This window comes from Curtobacterium sp. B18 (genome assembly GCF_000333375.1).
Classification (GTDB): Bacteria; Actinomycetota; Actinomycetes; order Actinomycetales; family Microbacteriaceae; genus Curtobacterium.
The window spans coordinates 1-15,532 of record NZ_BACZ01000487.1 but is presented as its reverse complement, the minus strand read 5'-3'; the positions used below and the strand labels follow the sequence as shown (position 1 = coordinate 15,532).

At 71.7% G+C, this 15,532-nt stretch carries 12 protein-coding genes and 1 tRNA gene; 9 read left to right on the top strand and 4 right to left on the bottom strand.

The window, feature by feature from the left end; translation table 11 throughout:
* Positions 1-1,257: nicotinate phosphoribosyltransferase (locus I5E_RS13005; RefSeq protein WP_022907369.1), on the bottom strand; the 1,257-nt coding region annotated here is incomplete at its 3' end.
* Positions 1,258-1,809: 552 nt separating this feature from the next.
* On the opposite strand from I5E_RS13005, the gene murI reads away from it, so the two are divergent.
* The 3 genes from murI to rdgB are packed head-to-tail and all read left to right on the top strand — an operon-like array spanning position 1,810 to position 3,973.
* Positions 1,810-2,655 carry a glutamate racemase gene (gene murI / locus I5E_RS13000; protein WP_022907368.1) on the top strand — a complete coding sequence of 282 codons (846 nt, stop codon included), beginning with the start codon at positions 1,810-1,812 and terminating at the stop codon, positions 2,653-2,655.
* The gene (gene rph, locus I5E_RS12995; protein WP_022907367.1) at positions 2,652-3,386 is read left to right on the top strand and encodes a ribonuclease PH; all 735 of its coding nucleotides are present in this window, start codon (positions 2,652-2,654) and stop codon (positions 3,384-3,386) included. Before murI ends, rph begins: the two co-directional genes overlap by 4 nt.
* Entirely contained in the window at positions 3,383-3,973 is a 591-nt protein-coding gene (gene rdgB / locus I5E_RS12990; protein ID WP_022907366.1) for an RdgB/HAM1 family non-canonical purine NTP pyrophosphatase, read from the top strand. The genes rph and rdgB overlap by 4 nt, the downstream gene beginning before the upstream one ends.
* 346 nt (positions 3,974-4,319) lie before the next feature.
* Here rdgB and I5E_RS12985 read toward each other — a convergent pair whose 3' ends face one another.
* From I5E_RS12985 to I5E_RS12975, 3 genes are all read right to left on the bottom strand, one after another.
* Positions 4,320-5,018, bottom strand: a complete 699-nt coding sequence (locus I5E_RS12985; RefSeq protein ID WP_022907365.1) for a DedA family protein — start codon at positions 5,016-5,018, stop codon at positions 4,320-4,322.
* Positions 5,019-5,132: 114 nt separating this feature from the next.
* A tRNA-Leu gene (locus I5E_RS12980) sits at positions 5,133-5,216 on the bottom strand.
* An 81-nt stretch (positions 5,217-5,297) separates the two neighbouring features.
* Positions 5,298-6,632, bottom strand: a complete 1,335-nt coding sequence (locus tag I5E_RS12975) for an MFS transporter (RefSeq protein WP_022907364.1) — start codon at positions 6,630-6,632, stop codon at positions 5,298-5,300.
* Positions 6,633-6,688: 56 nt separating this feature from the next.
* On the opposite strand from I5E_RS12975, the gene mnmA reads away from it, so the two are divergent.
* From mnmA to I5E_RS12945, 6 genes are all read left to right on the top strand, one after another.
* Positions 6,689-7,795: a tRNA 2-thiouridine(34) synthase MnmA gene (mnmA, locus tag I5E_RS12970; RefSeq protein ID WP_031262649.1), complete on the top strand. Its 1,107-nt coding sequence runs from the start codon at positions 6,689-6,691 to the stop codon at positions 7,793-7,795.
* A 67-nt stretch (positions 7,796-7,862) separates the two neighbouring features.
* Positions 7,863-10,214 (top strand): NAD-dependent DNA ligase LigA, encoded by a 2,352-nt coding sequence (ligA, locus tag I5E_RS12965; RefSeq protein WP_022907362.1) that lies wholly within the window; start codon positions 7,863-7,865, stop codon positions 10,212-10,214.
* 251 nt (positions 10,215-10,465) lie between these two features.
* Positions 10,466-11,881: an alpha/beta hydrolase gene (locus tag I5E_RS12960; protein WP_148286965.1), complete on the top strand. Its 1,416-nt coding sequence runs from the start codon at positions 10,466-10,468 to the stop codon at positions 11,879-11,881.
* Between the two features lie 84 nt (positions 11,882-11,965).
* Positions 11,966-14,299: a transglycosylase domain-containing protein gene (locus tag I5E_RS12955; RefSeq protein WP_022907360.1), complete on the top strand. Its 2,334-nt coding sequence runs from the start codon at positions 11,966-11,968 to the stop codon at positions 14,297-14,299.
* Positions 14,300-14,347: 48 nt separating this feature from the next.
* A complete protein-coding gene (gatC, locus tag I5E_RS12950; RefSeq protein WP_022907359.1) occupies positions 14,348-14,647 on the top strand; it encodes an Asp-tRNA(Asn)/Glu-tRNA(Gln) amidotransferase subunit GatC in 300 nt (99 codons plus the stop codon).
* Positions 14,648-14,658: 11 nt separating this feature from the next.
* The coding region (locus I5E_RS12945) for an amidase (protein ID WP_022907358.1) at positions 14,659-15,532 on the top strand (874 nt) is incomplete at its 3' end.

Genomic DNA, 15,532 nt, shown 5'->3' with positions numbered 1-15,532 from the left:
CATCTTGTGGTGCGCGCGGGCCGCCTCGACGCCCTGCACGCCGAGGAACGCCGGGTCCACCTCGCCGTTCGTCACCACCGGGACGAGCAGCGGGCGCTCGTCCGGGCCGACCTGCCCCGAGGTGAGCACGACCTCGGCGGTGGCGATGCCGTTGCGGAGCCGGCGACCGGCCTGCTTGCGGCCACCGACCGTGGCCTTCTCGGCCGACTTCTTCGCGACCGGGACCCAGTCGCCTCCGGTTCCGCCCTCGCTCGCATCGCGGTGGCTCGCGTCGCGGTGGCTCGCGTCGCGGTGCGCGACGAGCTTGAACACCATGCCCGCGGCCGGGTGCCCCGAGCCGGACACCACCGAGGTCCCGACGCCGTAGGAGTCCACCGGGGCCGCGCGGAGTGCCGCGATCGTGTACTCGTCGAGGTCGTTCGTGACGGTGATCTTCGTCTCGGTCGCGCCGAGCCGGTCGAGCTGCGCCCGGACCGAGGCCACGACGGACGGCAGGTCGCCGCTGTCGATGCGGACCGCTCCGAGCTTGCCGTCGGTGAGCCGGACCGCGGTGTCGACCGCGGCCTCGATGTCGTACGTGTCGACGAGGAGCGTCGTGCCGGTCCCGAGGGCGTCGATCTGCGAGCGGAAGGCGTCCTCCTCGGTGTCGTGCAGGAGCGTGAACGCGTGCGCCGCGGTGCCCATCGTCGGGATGCCCCAGGTGCGCCCGGCCTCGAGGTTGCTCGTCGCCCCGAAGCCCGCGATGTACGCGGCCCGGGCGGCGGCGACCGCGTTCCACTCACCCGTGCGGCGCGACCCCATCTCGGCGAGCGGGCGTCCGTCGGCCGCCGAGACCATGCGCGCCGCCGCACTCGCGATCGCGCTGTCCGCGTTGAAGATGCTGAGTGCGAGGGTCTCGAGGACCACCGCCTCGGCGAAGGTGCCCTCGATCTGCAGGACGGGGGAGTTCGGGAAGAACACCTCGCCCTCGCGGTAGGCGCGGATGTCGCCCGTGAACCGGTAGTCGGCGAGGTACGCGGCCGTCCCGGCGTCGATGACTCCGCGGTCGCGCAGGAAGGCGATCTCCTCGTCGCCGAACCGGAAGTCGGTCAGCGCGGTGAGGAACCGGCCGAGGCCCGCGGCGACCCCGTAGCGGCGTCCGTCGGGCAGTCGGCGCGCGAAGACCTCGAACACGCAGCGGCGGTCGGCCGTGCCGTCCTTGAGGGCTGCGTCGACCATGGTGAGTTCGTACTGGTCCGTCAGGAGCGCGCTGGTCACCTCTCCGACACTAGTGTCGCGCGGCCTCCGAGGTGCGGTCCGCGCGGCGGCGCCCCCGGCCGCCGGGGCGGGTGCGGCGGCGCGAGCGGGCGCGCGACCGGGCGCGCGAGCGGGCGCCCGAGCGGGCGAATTGTGTCCCGCTCGGGCGCCGAGCGGTGCGGATTCCGCCCGCTCGCGGGACGGCCGGGTGCGGGGGTGGAGGTGACGGCCTGGAGGCGCGGCTCGGCCTGGCGGGGGTAGGTCGCGCCTCCAGGCGGTCCGGAAGGTGCTGCGGGGCGAGCGGGCGAAGTGTGTCCCGTTCGGGCGCCGAGCGGTGCGGATTCCGCCCGCTCGCGGGGGACCGGCGGGTGCGGCGGGGCGAGCGGGGCGAGCGGGCGAAGTGTCTCCCGTTCGGGCGCCGAGCGGTGCGGATTCCGCCCGGTCGCGGGGGACCGGCGGGTGCTGCGGGGCGAGCGGGCAAAGTGTGTCCCGCTCGGGTGCCGAGCAGTGCGCGTTCCGCCCGCTCGCGGAGCGGGCGGGGAGGGCGGGGCCGCGCGTCGGTACGCTGGTGTCGTGACGGATGCACCGATCGGAGTCTTCGACAGCGGGGTCGGCGGGCTCACGGTGGCCCGCGCCATCATCGACCAGCTGCCGCGCGAGAGCATCCGGTACGTGGGCGACACCGTGCACTCGCCGTACGGTCCGAAGCCGATCGCGGACGTCCGCCGCTACGCGCTCGAGGTGATGGACGACCTCGTCGAGCAGGGGGTGAAGGCGCTCGTGATCGCGTGCAACACCGCGTCCTCCGCCGTGCTCCGGGATGCCCGCGAACGGTACGAGCAGGCGTACGGCATCCCCGTCGTCGAGGTCATCCAGCCCGCCGCACGCGCCGCCGTGAAGCAGACCCGCACCGGACGCATCGGTGTGATCGGCACGGTCGGCACCATCGCCTCGCGCTCCTACGAGGACGCCTTCGCGGTCGCCTCGGACATCACGCTCAGCCTCGCCGCCTGCCCGCGGTTCGTCGAGTTCGTCGAGGCCGGGGACACCTCCTCCCCGGCACTCCGCGAGGTCGCAGCGGGCTACCTCGCACCGATCCGGGCTGCAGACGTCGACACGCTCGTGCTCGGCTGCACCCACTACCCGCTCATGTCCGCAGCGATCCAGTACGTGATGGGTCCGGACGTGACGCTCGTCTCCAGCGCCGAGGAGACCGCCAACGACGTGTACCGCCGACTCGTCGAACACGGACTCGAACGCACCACCACCGAGCCGCCGACCTACTCGTTCGAGGCGACCGGCGACGACAAGAACGGCTTCATCCGACTCGCCCGACGCTTCCTCGGCCCCGAGGTCTCCAGCGTCGGCCACCTCCAGACCGGGGCCATCACGCTGCCCCGCATCGAAAGGACCCCATGACCGACACGCTCCGCATCGACGGCCGCACCGCGACCGACCACCGTCCCGTCACGATCGAGCGGGGGTGGAGCACGCAGGCCGAGGGCAGCGCGCTCATCTCCTTCGGCAACACCAGGGTGCTCTGCACCGCGTCCTTCACGAACGGCGTCCCGCGCTGGCTCGCCGGCAAGGGCACCGGCTGGGTCACCGCCGAGTACTCGATGCTGCCCCGCTCGACGAACGAGCGCATGCAGCGCGAGTCGATCAAGGGCAAGGTCGGCGGTCGCACGCACGAGATCTCGCGCCTCATCGGACGCTCCCTGCGTGCCGTCGTCGACACCAAGGGCCTCGGCGAGAACACCCTCGTCATCGACTGCGACGTGCTGCAGGCCGATGGCGGTACCCGCACGGCGTCGATCACCGGCGCGTACGTCGCCATGGTCGACGCGATCGAGTGGGGCCGCGAGCGCGGCTTCGTCGGGAAGAAGGCGACCCCGCTGCTCGACAGCGTGCAGGCCATCTCCGTCGGGATCGTCAAGGGCGAGCCGATGCTCGACCTCGCGTACACCGAGGACTCCGCCGCCGACACCGACATGAACATCGTCACCACCGGGTCGGGGAAGTTCATCGAGGTGCAGGGCACGGCCGAGCACGCGCCGTTCGACCGCGACGAGCTCAACACGCTGCTCGACCTCGGGCTCGCCGGCAACCAGTCCCTCGCGGCCATCCAGCGCGAGGTGCTCGGACTGTGACCGGGACCGTCGTCCTCGCGACGCACAACCAGGGCAAGGTCGTCGAACTGCGCGAGATCCTCGGCTCGGCGTTGGGCGAAGGTGTCGAGCTCATCGGCTACGACGGCCCGGAGCCGGTCGAGGACGGCGACACCTACGCCGCCAACGCCCTCATCAAGGCACGCGCAGCGGTCGCGCACACGGGCCTCCCGGCGCTCGCCGACGACTCCGGCATCGCCGTGGACGCGCTCGGCGGTGCGCCCGGCATCCACTCGGCGCGCTACGCCGGCACCCGGGTCGATGCGGACAACATCGCGCTGCTGCTGCGGAACCTCGAGGGCGTGCTGGAGCGGACCGCGGCCTTCGTCTGCGCGGCGGCGTTCGTCACGCCCGAGGGCGAGGAGCACGTGGTCGAGGCGGTGTGGAACGGCGAGGTGCTGACCGAGCCGACCGGGACCGGCGGGCACGGGTACGACCCGGTGTTCCGGTCCGACGACTCCGACCGGTCGTCGGCGGAGCTCACGCGCGAGGAGAAGAACGCGCTCTCGCACCGCAGCAAGGCGTTCCGCGGGATCGCGCCCGTGGTGCGGGAACACTTCGGCGTCTGACGGTCACGCGCGCCGGCGACGGCGCACAACCAACGGCACCCGGAACCACGTCGCGACGTGGTTCCGGGTGTCGTTGGTTGTGCGAAGCGCCCGCGCGGTCGCGCGACCGCGCGGCGAAAGCGGCGGCACGGCCGCCGGACCGGGCCGGCGTCGAGCGGGCAGAACACGCCGTACGCGCGCCGGCGAGCGGGCGGAACGTGTCGACTGGACGCGCCGAGGGGGACGTACTTCGCCCGCTCGGCGGCGAAGCGACGACCCGGCGGCGCAGCGGCGAAGCGACGAAGCGGACGGACAGGAGGNGAGGTNNCANNNGGCANCGCGCCTCCTGTCCGGCAGGACGGGACCGTCAGTGCTGCGGTTCGGTCCCCGCCTCGGCCGCGGCTTCGTCGCGCTTGGCCCTGCGTGCGTTCCGCACGTACGTCAGCGCCATCGGCACCACCGTCACGACGACGGCCGCGAGCAGGATGATGTCGATGTACTCGCGGACGATGTGCGCGACGAACGGGATGTGCCCGATGAAGTACCCGAGGAACGTCACGCCGACGCCCCAGATGACGGCGCCGATCGCGTTGTACAGCGAGTACTTCTTGTAGTTCATCCGGCCGACACCGGCGGCGATCGGCAGGAAGGTCCGCACGACCGGGACGAAGCGGGCGAGGATCACGGCGAGCGGTCCGAAGCGGTGGAAGAACGCGTTCGTGCGGTCGACGTTGGCCTTCGAGAAGAGCCCGCTCTCCTTGCGCTCGAAGATCGGGGGGCCGGCCTTCTTGCCGATGTAGTAGCCGAGCTCGCCGCCGAGGAACGCCGAGGCAGCGATCATCAGCGCCGCGACCCAGACCGGGATGCCGCCGATCTCGCCGCCGCGGTCGAAGGCGAAGAGGCCGGTGATCACGAGGAGGCTGTCGCCCGGGAAGATGAAGCCGACCAGCAGCCCGGTCTCGGCGAAGATGATGGCGCACACCACGAACACGGCGATGGCCCCGAAGTTGTCGAGGATGTACTGCGGATCCAGCCAGGGGATCAGGGCGAGTGCGACGGAGTGCATGGTTCTTCCGGTCGTGGAGGCGGGGCACGGGGAGTCGTCCCGCAGGACGAGGGTACCGTCCGCGGATGACGGCAACGTCCCTCGGTGGTATGAGATGCGTGAGGACGCAACCTCTGGTGCGGAAGGAGGGACTCGAACCCTCACGCCAGGGGCACAGGAACCTAAATCCTGCGTGTCTACCGATTCCACCACTCCCGCGAGCAGCGGCAGTCTACCGAGGGCGACCGGCGTGCCGGGAGCGAGCCGCGCCTCCTGGACCCGCCGGCGGACGCCGGAGCGTCAGCGCAGCGTCCGGGGGAGGTACCGCGGCACGTACCGCAGCAGGATGCCGGCACCCACGAGGCCGAGGACGCCCATCACCCCGCTCGCGACGGCGATCGACGCGACGGCGGTGACGCCGGAGATGAGGAGCGGCGCAGCGGCCTGCCCGAAGTCCCCGGTGAACCGCCAGGCGCCGAGGAAGGGTGCCGGGTGGTCCCGGGGCGCGAGGTCCGCGCCGAGCGTCATGAGGATGCCGGACCCGACGCCGTTCGCGAGCGACATCCCCATCGCGATCGCGACGAACCACCCGACTCGGGCGTCGAGGTGTCCGGACCAGGCGAGCAGGAAGTAGCTGATGCTCAGGCCGACCATGCAGGGCAGGGCGCTCGCGAGCCGTCCCCACCGGTCCATGATCTGCCCGCTCGTGTAGAACAGCGCGAAGTCGACGGCTCCGGCGATGCCGATGACGAGGGCCGCGGTGGAGTCGTCGAGCCCGACGCTGACCGCCCAGAGCGGCAGGATGACCTGGCGGCCGGCGCGGAGCGCGCCGATCAGGCCGGCGCCGCTGCCGAGTCGGAGGAGGACGGCCCGGTTCGCGCGGATGGTGCGGAAGAGGCCGTGCGCTTCCTCCTGGACGAACTGCGCCCCGGTGTCGGTCGGCGGCTCGGTCGCGGCCGGTCGGCCGGTCGTGTCGGCGGTGGTCGCGACGGTCCCGTCGCTCGCGTCGTCCGTCGCGGGCCGGGAGGCGCGGCTCGGCCTCCGGAAGCCGCGTGCGCCCGTCGCCGGGTCGCGCAGGACGACGAGCGTCAGCGCGGCCAGCAGGCAGCAGACGATGTGGATCCAGAACGCGCTCTGCGTGGTGCCCGTCAGGTGCACGACACCGGCGGCGATGAACGGGCCGACGAAGTACCCGAAGCGGAACACCCCGCCGAGGCTCGACAGCGCCCGGGCCCGGATGTGCAGCGGGATCGCGGTGGTCATGTACGCGTGCCGGGCGAGCGCGAAGACCGCGGTGGAGACACCGACGAGGAACACCCCGAGGGCGAGGACCCACGGGTTCGGCGCGATCGTGCAGACCAGGAGGCCGACGACGGACACCACGGCGGCGCCGATCATGGCGTTGCGCTCACCGATCCGGGCGACGACGACGCCGGACGGGACGTCGCCGATGAGCTCGCCGACGAGGATCAGGGCCGCGACGAACCCCGCGAACGCGAGGCTCGCGCCGAGGGAGTCCGCGGCGATCGGGATGATCGGGATGATCGCGCCCTCGCCGATCGCGAAGAGCGCGGCGGGCAGGAAACCGGACAGCAGGACCGACCGGAAGTCGAAGGCAGGGGTCTCGGAGGTCATCGCTCGTGCAACGGTACGCCCGCGGTACCGCTTCGGCGGCGGGTTACCCTGGAGGCATGCGAGTTCTGGCGGCGATGAGCGGTGGGGTCGACTCGGCGGTGGCCGCGGCACGGGCCGTCGACGCCGGGCACGACGTGGTCGGCGTGCACCTCGCGCTGAGTCGCATGCCCGGGACCCTCCGCACCGGCAGCCGCGGGTGCTGCACGATCGAGGACTCGATGGACGCCCAGCGCGCCGCGTCCGCGCTCGGCATCCCGTACTACGTGTGGGACTTCTCGGCCCGGTTCAAGGAGGACGTCGTCGACGACTTCGTGGCCGAGTACCAGGCCGGTCGCACGCCGAACCCCTGCATGCGGTGCAACGAGCGGATCAAGTTCGCGGCGCTGCTCGAGAAGGCGCTCGCCCTCGGGTTCGACGCGGTCTGCACCGGGCACTACGCCTCGATCGTCACCGGTCCGGACGGGGCGCGCGAGCTGCACCGTTCGGCGGCGTGGGCGAAGGACCAGTCGTACGTCCTCGGCGTCCTGACCGCCGAGCAGCTCCAGCACGCGATGTTCCCGCTCGGCGCGACGCCCTCGAAGGACGAGGTCCGTGCCGAGGCCGCCGCCCGCGGACTCACCGTGGCGCAGAAGCCCGACTCGTACGACATCTGCTTCATCCCCGACGGCGACACCCGCGGCTGGCTGGCGGACCGCGTCGGCACGGCACCGGGCGACGTCGTCGAGCGCGACGGCACGGTCGTCGGCGCGCACGAGGGTGCGACCGGCTACACGGTCGGACAGCGTCGGGGGCTGCACCTCGGTCGACCGGCACCGGACGGCAAGCCCCGGTTCGTGCTCGAGATCCGCCCGAAGGAGAACACCGTCGTGGTCGGCCCGAAGGAGGCGCTCGACGTGACCTCGATGTCCGGGTCGCGCTTCACCTGGGCGGGCACGGCACCGGCCGACCCCGCCGTGCCGTTCGCGTGCGACGTGCAGATCCGGGCGCACGCCGACCCGGTGCCGGCCACCGCGCGGGTGGCCGACGGCCAGCTGGTCATCGACGTCGACGAGCCGCTCTCGGGCGTCGCGCCGGGGCAGACCGCGGTGGTCTACGTCGGCACCCGGGTGCTCGGACAGTGCACGATCGACGCCACGGTCTCGGCGGTCCCGGCCACCGTCTGAGCGCTCGACGCTCCCGGCCGACCGGTCGCTGCGCGTCCGGTCGGTGGTTGCCGGTAGAACTGGAGGCATGAGCGACACGACGCCCGCGGACTCGACGTTCGAGACGATCGACCCCGCCGCACTCGACGCGGCGCAGGCGCAGCGCGAGGTCGACCGGCTGCGGTCGCTGATCAACGACCTGCGGCACGCCTACTACGACGAGAACGGCTCGACGGTCGCGGACGGCGACTACGACGCGCTCGTCCACCGACTCGACGCGATCGAGCGGCGCTTCCCGGAGCTGCTGACGGACGACAGCCCCACGCAGACCGTCGGTGGGCAGGCGCAGACCGTGCAGTTCGCGCCGGTCGAGCACGCCGAGCGCATGCTCAGCCTCGACAACGTGTTCAGCCCCGACGAACTCGTCGACTGGGCGGTGAAGGTGCAGCGCGACGCCGGCGCCGAGCGTGTCCGTTTCCTCACCGAGCTGAAGATCGACGGGCTCGCGATCAACCTGCGGTACGAGAACGGTCGGCTCGTCTCGGCCGCGACCCGCGGCGACGGCGTCGTCGGCGAGGACGTCACCGGCAACGTCCGCACGATGGGCACCATCCCGGACCGGCTGTCCGGCTCCGGCCACCCGCCGATCGTCGAGGTCCGTGGCGAGATCTTCTTCCCGGTCGAGCAGTTCGACGAACTCAACGCCAGGCAGCGCGACGCGGGCGAGCGGCTGTTCGCCAACCCGCGGAACGCCGCCGCCGGGTCCCTCCGCCAGAAGGAAGAGGGCAAGTCCGAGGCGAAGCGCGAACTCATGGTCGACCGGCTGCGCCGCCTCCGCATGCTCGTGCACGGCATCGGGGCCTGGCCCGTCCCCGAACTCGAGCGGGACACCGACGTCCGCGCACAGTCCGAGGTCTACGAGCTCCTCGCGACGTGGGGCCTGCCGACGAGTTCCCACTACCGGGTCTTCGACTCCATCGACGAGGTGCTGGCCTTCGTCAAGGACTACGGCGAGCGACGTGCCTCGGTCGAGCACCAGATCGACGGCATCGTGATCAAGGTCGACGACCTCGCCCTGCACGAGGAACTCGGGTCGACCTCGCGCGCACCCCGCTGGGCGATCGCGTACAAGTACCCGCCGGAAGAGGTCCACACGACCCTCCTCGACGTGGTCGTCAGCGTCGGCCGGACCGGTCGCGCGACACCGTTCGCGGTGATGGCCCCGGCCGAGGTCGCGGGCTCGGTCGTCCGTCAGGCCACGCTGCACAACCAGCAGGTCGTCAAGGCGAAGGGCGTCCTCATCGGGGACACCGTCGTGCTGCGCAAGGCCGGCGACGTCATCCCCGAGGTGCTCGGGCCGGTCGTCGAGCTCCGGGACGGCAGCGAGCGTGAGTTCGTGATGCCGACGAACTGCCCCGAGTGCGGCACGCCCCTCGCCCCGGCGAAGGAGGGCGACATCGACCTCCGCTGCCCGAACGCGAAGAGCTGCCCGGCGCAGGTGCGCGGACGCGTCGAGCACATCGCCTCGCGCGGGTCGCTCGACATCGAGGGGCTGGGCGAGGTCGCCGCGGCCGCCCTGACGCAGCCCCTGCACCCCGAGCAGCCGCCGCTCGACACCGAGGCCGGGCTGTTCGACCTGACGATGGAGGACATCGTCCCGATCGAGGTCATCGTCCGCGACGCCGAGACCGGCATGGAGAAGACCACCGACGACGGTGCGCCGAAGCGGGTCACCCCGTTCAGCCGGGCGCGCAAGAAGACCGATCCGCCGTTCGACCCCGACGCACGCGGAGCGGACTACACGGGCGAACCGAGCCGGTACCCGTCGAAGAACGCGTTCGAGATGCTCGCGAACATCGACGCCGCGAAGACCAAGCCGCTCTGGCGGATCATGGTCGGCCTGAGCATCCGGCACGTCGGTCCGGTGGCGGCGCGCGCGCTCGCGAACCACTTCGGCTCCCTCGACGCCATCCGGTCTGCCTCGCGCGAGGAACTCGCCGCGGTGGACGGTGTCGGCGGCATCATCGCCGACGCGCTGCTCGACTGGTTCGAGGTCGACTGGCACCGCGAGATCATCGACCGCTGGACGGCGGCCGGCGTGCAGTTCACGACACCCGGCCACCCCGGGCCCGGCGCCGCGGCCGTCGAGGGTGGTGTGCTCAGCGGGCTCACGGTGGTCGCGACCGGGTCTCTCGAGGGGTACAGCAGGGAAGGTGCGCAGGAAGCGATCATCGCCGCCGGTGGGAAAGCCGCCTCGAGCGTGAGCAAGAAGACGGACTTCGTCGCGGCGGGTCCCGGAGCCGGATCGAAGCTCACGAAGGCCGAGCAGCTCGGCGTCCGGATCATCGACGCCGAGCAGTTCCGGGTGCTCGTCACCGAGGGGCCGGCGGCGCTCGGCGACGCGGTGGATGACGAGGCCGAGGGCGGCACCGAGGGCTGAGTTCCGCTCAGGAGCACGGCCGGGCACTGTCCGGCGACCGCGGCGCGCCATGTCCTGCACCCAGTTCAGGGGACAAGTTGCATCGCGCACGTCCCTCGGACGGGTATTCTCCATACACTTGACGGAGCATCACTCGTCGTCTGCAGGGAGGCGACGGGACGGCCTTCCCGGGGGAGACCCGAATGCTGCTCATCGCCGCGGCTCTGCTCACCGCCTCGATGCACTCATTCGGAGTGGTCGAGGCCCCAGTCGTGCCCGCCGTCCAGTCGGTTGCCGTCGTGCACGCCGTCGCCGAGGTCCCTGAAGGACCCTCAGTACCCCGACAGGTCATGACCGGGGTACATCCCGCCGCGTCGGTCTCGGTGGCCGGCACGACGTCCGCGTCGGTCTCGGTGGCTGGCACGATGTCCGCGCCGGTCTCGGTGGCCGGCACGACGTCCGCGCCGGTCTCGAGGACCGGCACGACGTCCGCGCCGGGCGACGTCACCGTCGACCACGGTCGGGCGTTCCTCGACGACCTGTCCTCGCTCGACCGTGCGGACCTGTTCCGGGCCGATCGCGACCGGCGCGTGCTCGCGACCGCCGAGGACGACCCGCCGACCGCCGCCGAGGTGGCCGCCTGGTGGTCGGGACTCGACGACGACGAGCGCGAGGCGCTGACCTCCTGCGCACCGTCCGTCATCGGCAACCTCGACGGCGTGCCGTACGCCGAACGCGACCGCGCGAACCGAGCCGTCCTCGCCCGCGGACTCGCCGACGCCGCCGCCGGTGCCGCCGTGAAGGGCATGCTCGGCCAGGTCCGCGACGCGCTCGTGCACGAGGTCGGCGCCCCGGACCGTTCCCTCATCACGCTCGACACCCGGGGGTCCGGTCGGGCCGCCATCGCCGTCGGTGACCTGGCGAGCGCCGCCGACGTGACGGTCGTGGTCCCCGGGATGTTCTTCACCGTCACCGGGCAGATGGCGGACTTCACGAACACCGCGAACGACCTGTACACCGAACAGGCGACGGTCGCCGGGCTGGCAGCTCCCGGGTCGGGGAACGGCGTCGCCGTGGTGGCCTGGATGGGCTACCGCACGCCGGACCTGTCGAACATCATGTCCCTCGGCCTCGCGAAGACCGGTGCCGACCGGCTCGCGCGCACGGTCGGCGGACTCCGAGCGGTCCGAGCCGGCGACGAGCCGCGGGTGAACATCGTCGCCCACTCGTACGGGTCGACCACCGCGCTCATGGCGCTGGCGTCCGGACGGATGCGCGCGGACTCGTTGACCGTCCTGGGGTCCCCGGGGAGTGACGTCCGTTCAGCCGCCGACCTGGCCGTCGGCAGCGGGCAGGTCTTCGTCGGCGACGCGCACAGCGACCCGGTCGCCGGGTCCGGGTACTTCGGCACCGACCCGGGAGCCGCGGGGTTCGGCTCGACCGTGCTCGACCTGACCGGCGGCGTCGACGCCCAGGACGCCGGTGACGTCTTCCGTCGACCGGTCGGCCACAACGACTACCTCAAGCCGGGGACCGCGTCGCTGCACGACGTGGCGCTCATCGCCGTCGGTCGGGGCGACCTCGTCCGCGAGCAGGTGCGTCGGGGCGAGCGCGGCGGCGAGGGGATGCCGCAGGCGTCGCCGGACATGTACCTCGTGCGACCACAGGACCTCCAGCCCCGCGACTGATCCTGGGTGGCAACCTGAACACGGGCGCAGCCAGGACTCGTTCCGCGGCAGAACCAGTCCAGACCGCCCTCGTACCGTGCCCCCATGCGTGTGGTGCGATGGCCTGGTGCTCTCCTGACGTTCGTGGCGATGTCGGCGCTGGCCGGCATGCTCGTCGCCGTGGCGGTCACGCCCGCGGTCGCCGTCGCCGGTGAGGGGACGTCCGGTGCCGTGTCCTTCTTCGAGGACCTGCCGAGCTACCTCGACATCCAGACGCCGCAGCAGGTGTCGTCCGTCTACGCGACGAAGGACGGGCACCAGGTCAAGATCGCGTCGTTCTACGCCGAGAACCGCACCACGGTGGCGTCCGACGCGATGGCGAAGTCCCTCAAGCAGGCGGCGATCGACACCGAGGACCCGCGCTTCTACGACGAGGGCGGCATCGACGTCGTCGGGACGCTCCGGGGCGCGGCGGCGACGGTCGTCGGCGGGGACGTGCAGGGCGGGTCGAGCATCACCCAGCAGTACGTCAAGAACGTCCTCGTGCAGCAGTGCGAGGAGCTCACCGGCAAGGACGCGGCCGACACCGAGAAGAAGGTCGCCGCCTGCTACCAGGACGCGGCCGGCGTGACGCCGCAGCGCAAGCTCCAGGAGATGCGGTACGCGATCGCCGTGAACAAGAAGTACTCGAAGGACCAGATCCTCACCGGGTACCTCAACCTCGTCGGGCTCGGTGGCCGGGTCTACGGTGCCGAGGCCGGTGCCGAGTACTACTTCGGCGTGCACGCGAAGGACCTCTCGCTCGTGCAGTCCGCCACGCTCGTCGCCATCCTGAACAACCCGTCGAACCTGCGCATCGACCAGCCCACGAACACGGACAACGGCGCGAAGAACGGCTACGCCGCGACCAAGGAACGCCGCGACTACGTCCTGCAGCGGATGTACGTCCACCACGACATCACGAAGGCGCAGCTCGACCAGGCCAAGGCGACGCCGATCACGCCGAAGATCACCGCCACGGCGAACGGCTGCTCGTCGGCCGCGAGCGGGTACGACGCGGGCTACTTCTGCGACTACGTGCGCGATCAGGTGCTGCAGGACCCGGCGTTCGGCAAGACGGCCGCCGAGCGCATCGCGACGCTCGACACCAAGGGCCTCGAGATCCACACCTCACTCGACCTCGACCTGCAGTCCCGGGCGCAGACCGCCCTGTCGACCTACGTCCCGTCGACGATGGCGGGCGTCGACGTCGGCGGGTCGAACGTCACGGTCGAGCCGGGGACGGGTCGGATCCTGTCGATGGTGCAGAACACCGCGTACACCCAGGGCGACACCGGCGCGGCCGGCTCCACCGCCGTCAACTACAGCGCCGACAGCGGCTACGGCAACTCCGGCGGCTTCCAGACCGGCTCCACCTACAAGGTGTTCACCCTCGCCGAGTGGCTCGCGACCGGGCACACGCTGTCGCAGTCGGTGTCGACGACGGAGCACACCTTCCAGAACTCCGAGTTCACGAACTCCTGCCAGAACGTCAGCGGCGGCACCTGGCCGGTGTCGAACGCCGAGTCGGTCCCTGCGTCGATGACGGTGCAGGCGGCGACGTCCGAGTCGATCAACACCGCGTACGCCGCGATGGGCAAGCAGCTCGACCTGTGCAAGATCGCCGGGGTCGCCCAGGCGATGGGCATCCACCCGGCATCCGGCGGCGCGCTCGGACAGACCCCGTCGTCCATCCTCGGCGTGAACAACCTGTCGCCGATCGACCTCGCCGAGGCCTACGCGGGCTTCGCGAACGGCGGTGTCGTCTGCACGCCGACCGCGATCGACTCGGTCACCGAGGCCGACGGCACGACGATCACCCCGACGCCCGCGTCCTGCACGCGGGGCGTCGCGGCCGACGTGGCCGGCACGGTCGACTACGCGCTGCAGGGCGTCCTCACGGGCTCGGGCACGGCCGCGAGCGCGAACCCTGGTGACAGCGTCCCGAAGTTCGCCAAGACCGGGACGACCGACGGCGACGTGCAGAACTGGCTCGTCACCTCGAGCACGAAGTACACGAACGCGACGTGGATCGGCAACGTGCAGGGCAGCGTGAGCCTCGCGAACTGGCCGTTCCTGCAGGGGACCACCGGGTACAGCGCGAAGTTCGGCGTCGGGAGGTCGATGATGTCCTACCTCGACCAGACCGTCGGTGGCGGGACGCTGCCGACCCCGAACGCGGCGATGATCGGGCAGACCAGCCACACGTCGTCGAGCTCGTCGTCCACCTCGTCGTCGGACGCGTCGTCGAACGGGTCGTCGGACTCCTCGGCCGGTGCGGCGGCGAACGGGTCGCCCAGTACGCCGACCGGCTCCACGCCGGGGGACTCCACGTCCACAGCGCAGCAGGGGCAGCAGCAGTCTCCCCAGAAGCAGACGGGGAAGCAGAAGGGCCACTGACGCTCCAATAGACTGGTGCGCAATCCACGAACCGATCGACGGAGCACCATGCCTGACATCACGAGCGAGCAGGTCGCCCACCTGGCGAACCTCGCACGTATCGCACTCACGCCCGAAGAGATCGAGAAGCTCACGGGGGAGCTGTCGCACATCGTCGACAGCGTCGCCAAGGTCACCGAGGTCGCGACCCCGGACGTGCCGGCGACGAGCCACCCCGTGCCGCTCGGCAACGTCACCCGACCCGACGTGGTGGGCCAGACCCTCACGCAGGAGCAGGCACTCTCGGGCGCCCCCGACTCCGACGGCGAACGGTTCCGCGTGACGGCCATCCTCGGCGAAGAACAGTAGGGCGAAGACCAGTGACTGACGACATCACGAAGCTGAGCGCCGCTGCGCTCGCCGACGCCCTCGTGGCGCGCGACGTCTCGAGCGTCGAGGCGACCCAGGCGCACCTCGACCGCATCCAGGCGGTGGACGGCGACGTCCACGCCTTCCTGCACGTCAACCAGAACGCCATCGCGGCGGCGAAGTCGATCGACTCCCGCCGTGCCGCCGGCGACGACCTCGGTCCGCTCGCCGGCGTGCCGATCGCGATCAAGGACGTCCTGTGCACGCAGGACATGCCGACGACCTCGGGGTCGAAGATCCTCGAAGGCTGGGTGCCGCCCTACGACGCCACCCCGGTCGCGAAGCTCCGCGCCGCCGGTCTCGTCCCGCTCGGCAAGACCAACATGGACGAGTTCGCTATGGGCTCGACCACCGAGTTCTCGGCGTACGGCCCGACGCACAACCCGTGGGACCTCGACCGCATCCCCGGCGGGTCCGGCGGCGGTTCGGCGGCCGCGGTCGCCGCGCACGAGGCCCCGCTCGCCCTCGGTTCAGACACCGGCGGGTCCATCCGTCAGCCGGGTGCCGTCACCGGCACCGTCGGTGTGAAGCCCACCTACGGCGGCGTCAGCCGCTACGGTGCGATCGCCCTGGCGTCCAGCCTCGACCAGGTCGGCCCGGTGTCCCGGACCGTCCTCGACGCCGCGCTCCTGCACGACGTGATCGGCGGGCACGACCCCCGGGACTCCACGAGCATCCCCGACGCCTGGCCCTCGATGGCAGCCGCCGCGCGCGAAGGCCTGCAGGCCGACACGCTGCGCGGGCTGCGCGTGGGCGTGGTGAAGGAGCTGGCCGGTGGCGAGGGCTTCCAGGCCGGTGTCACCCAGCGCTTCCAGGAGACCGGGC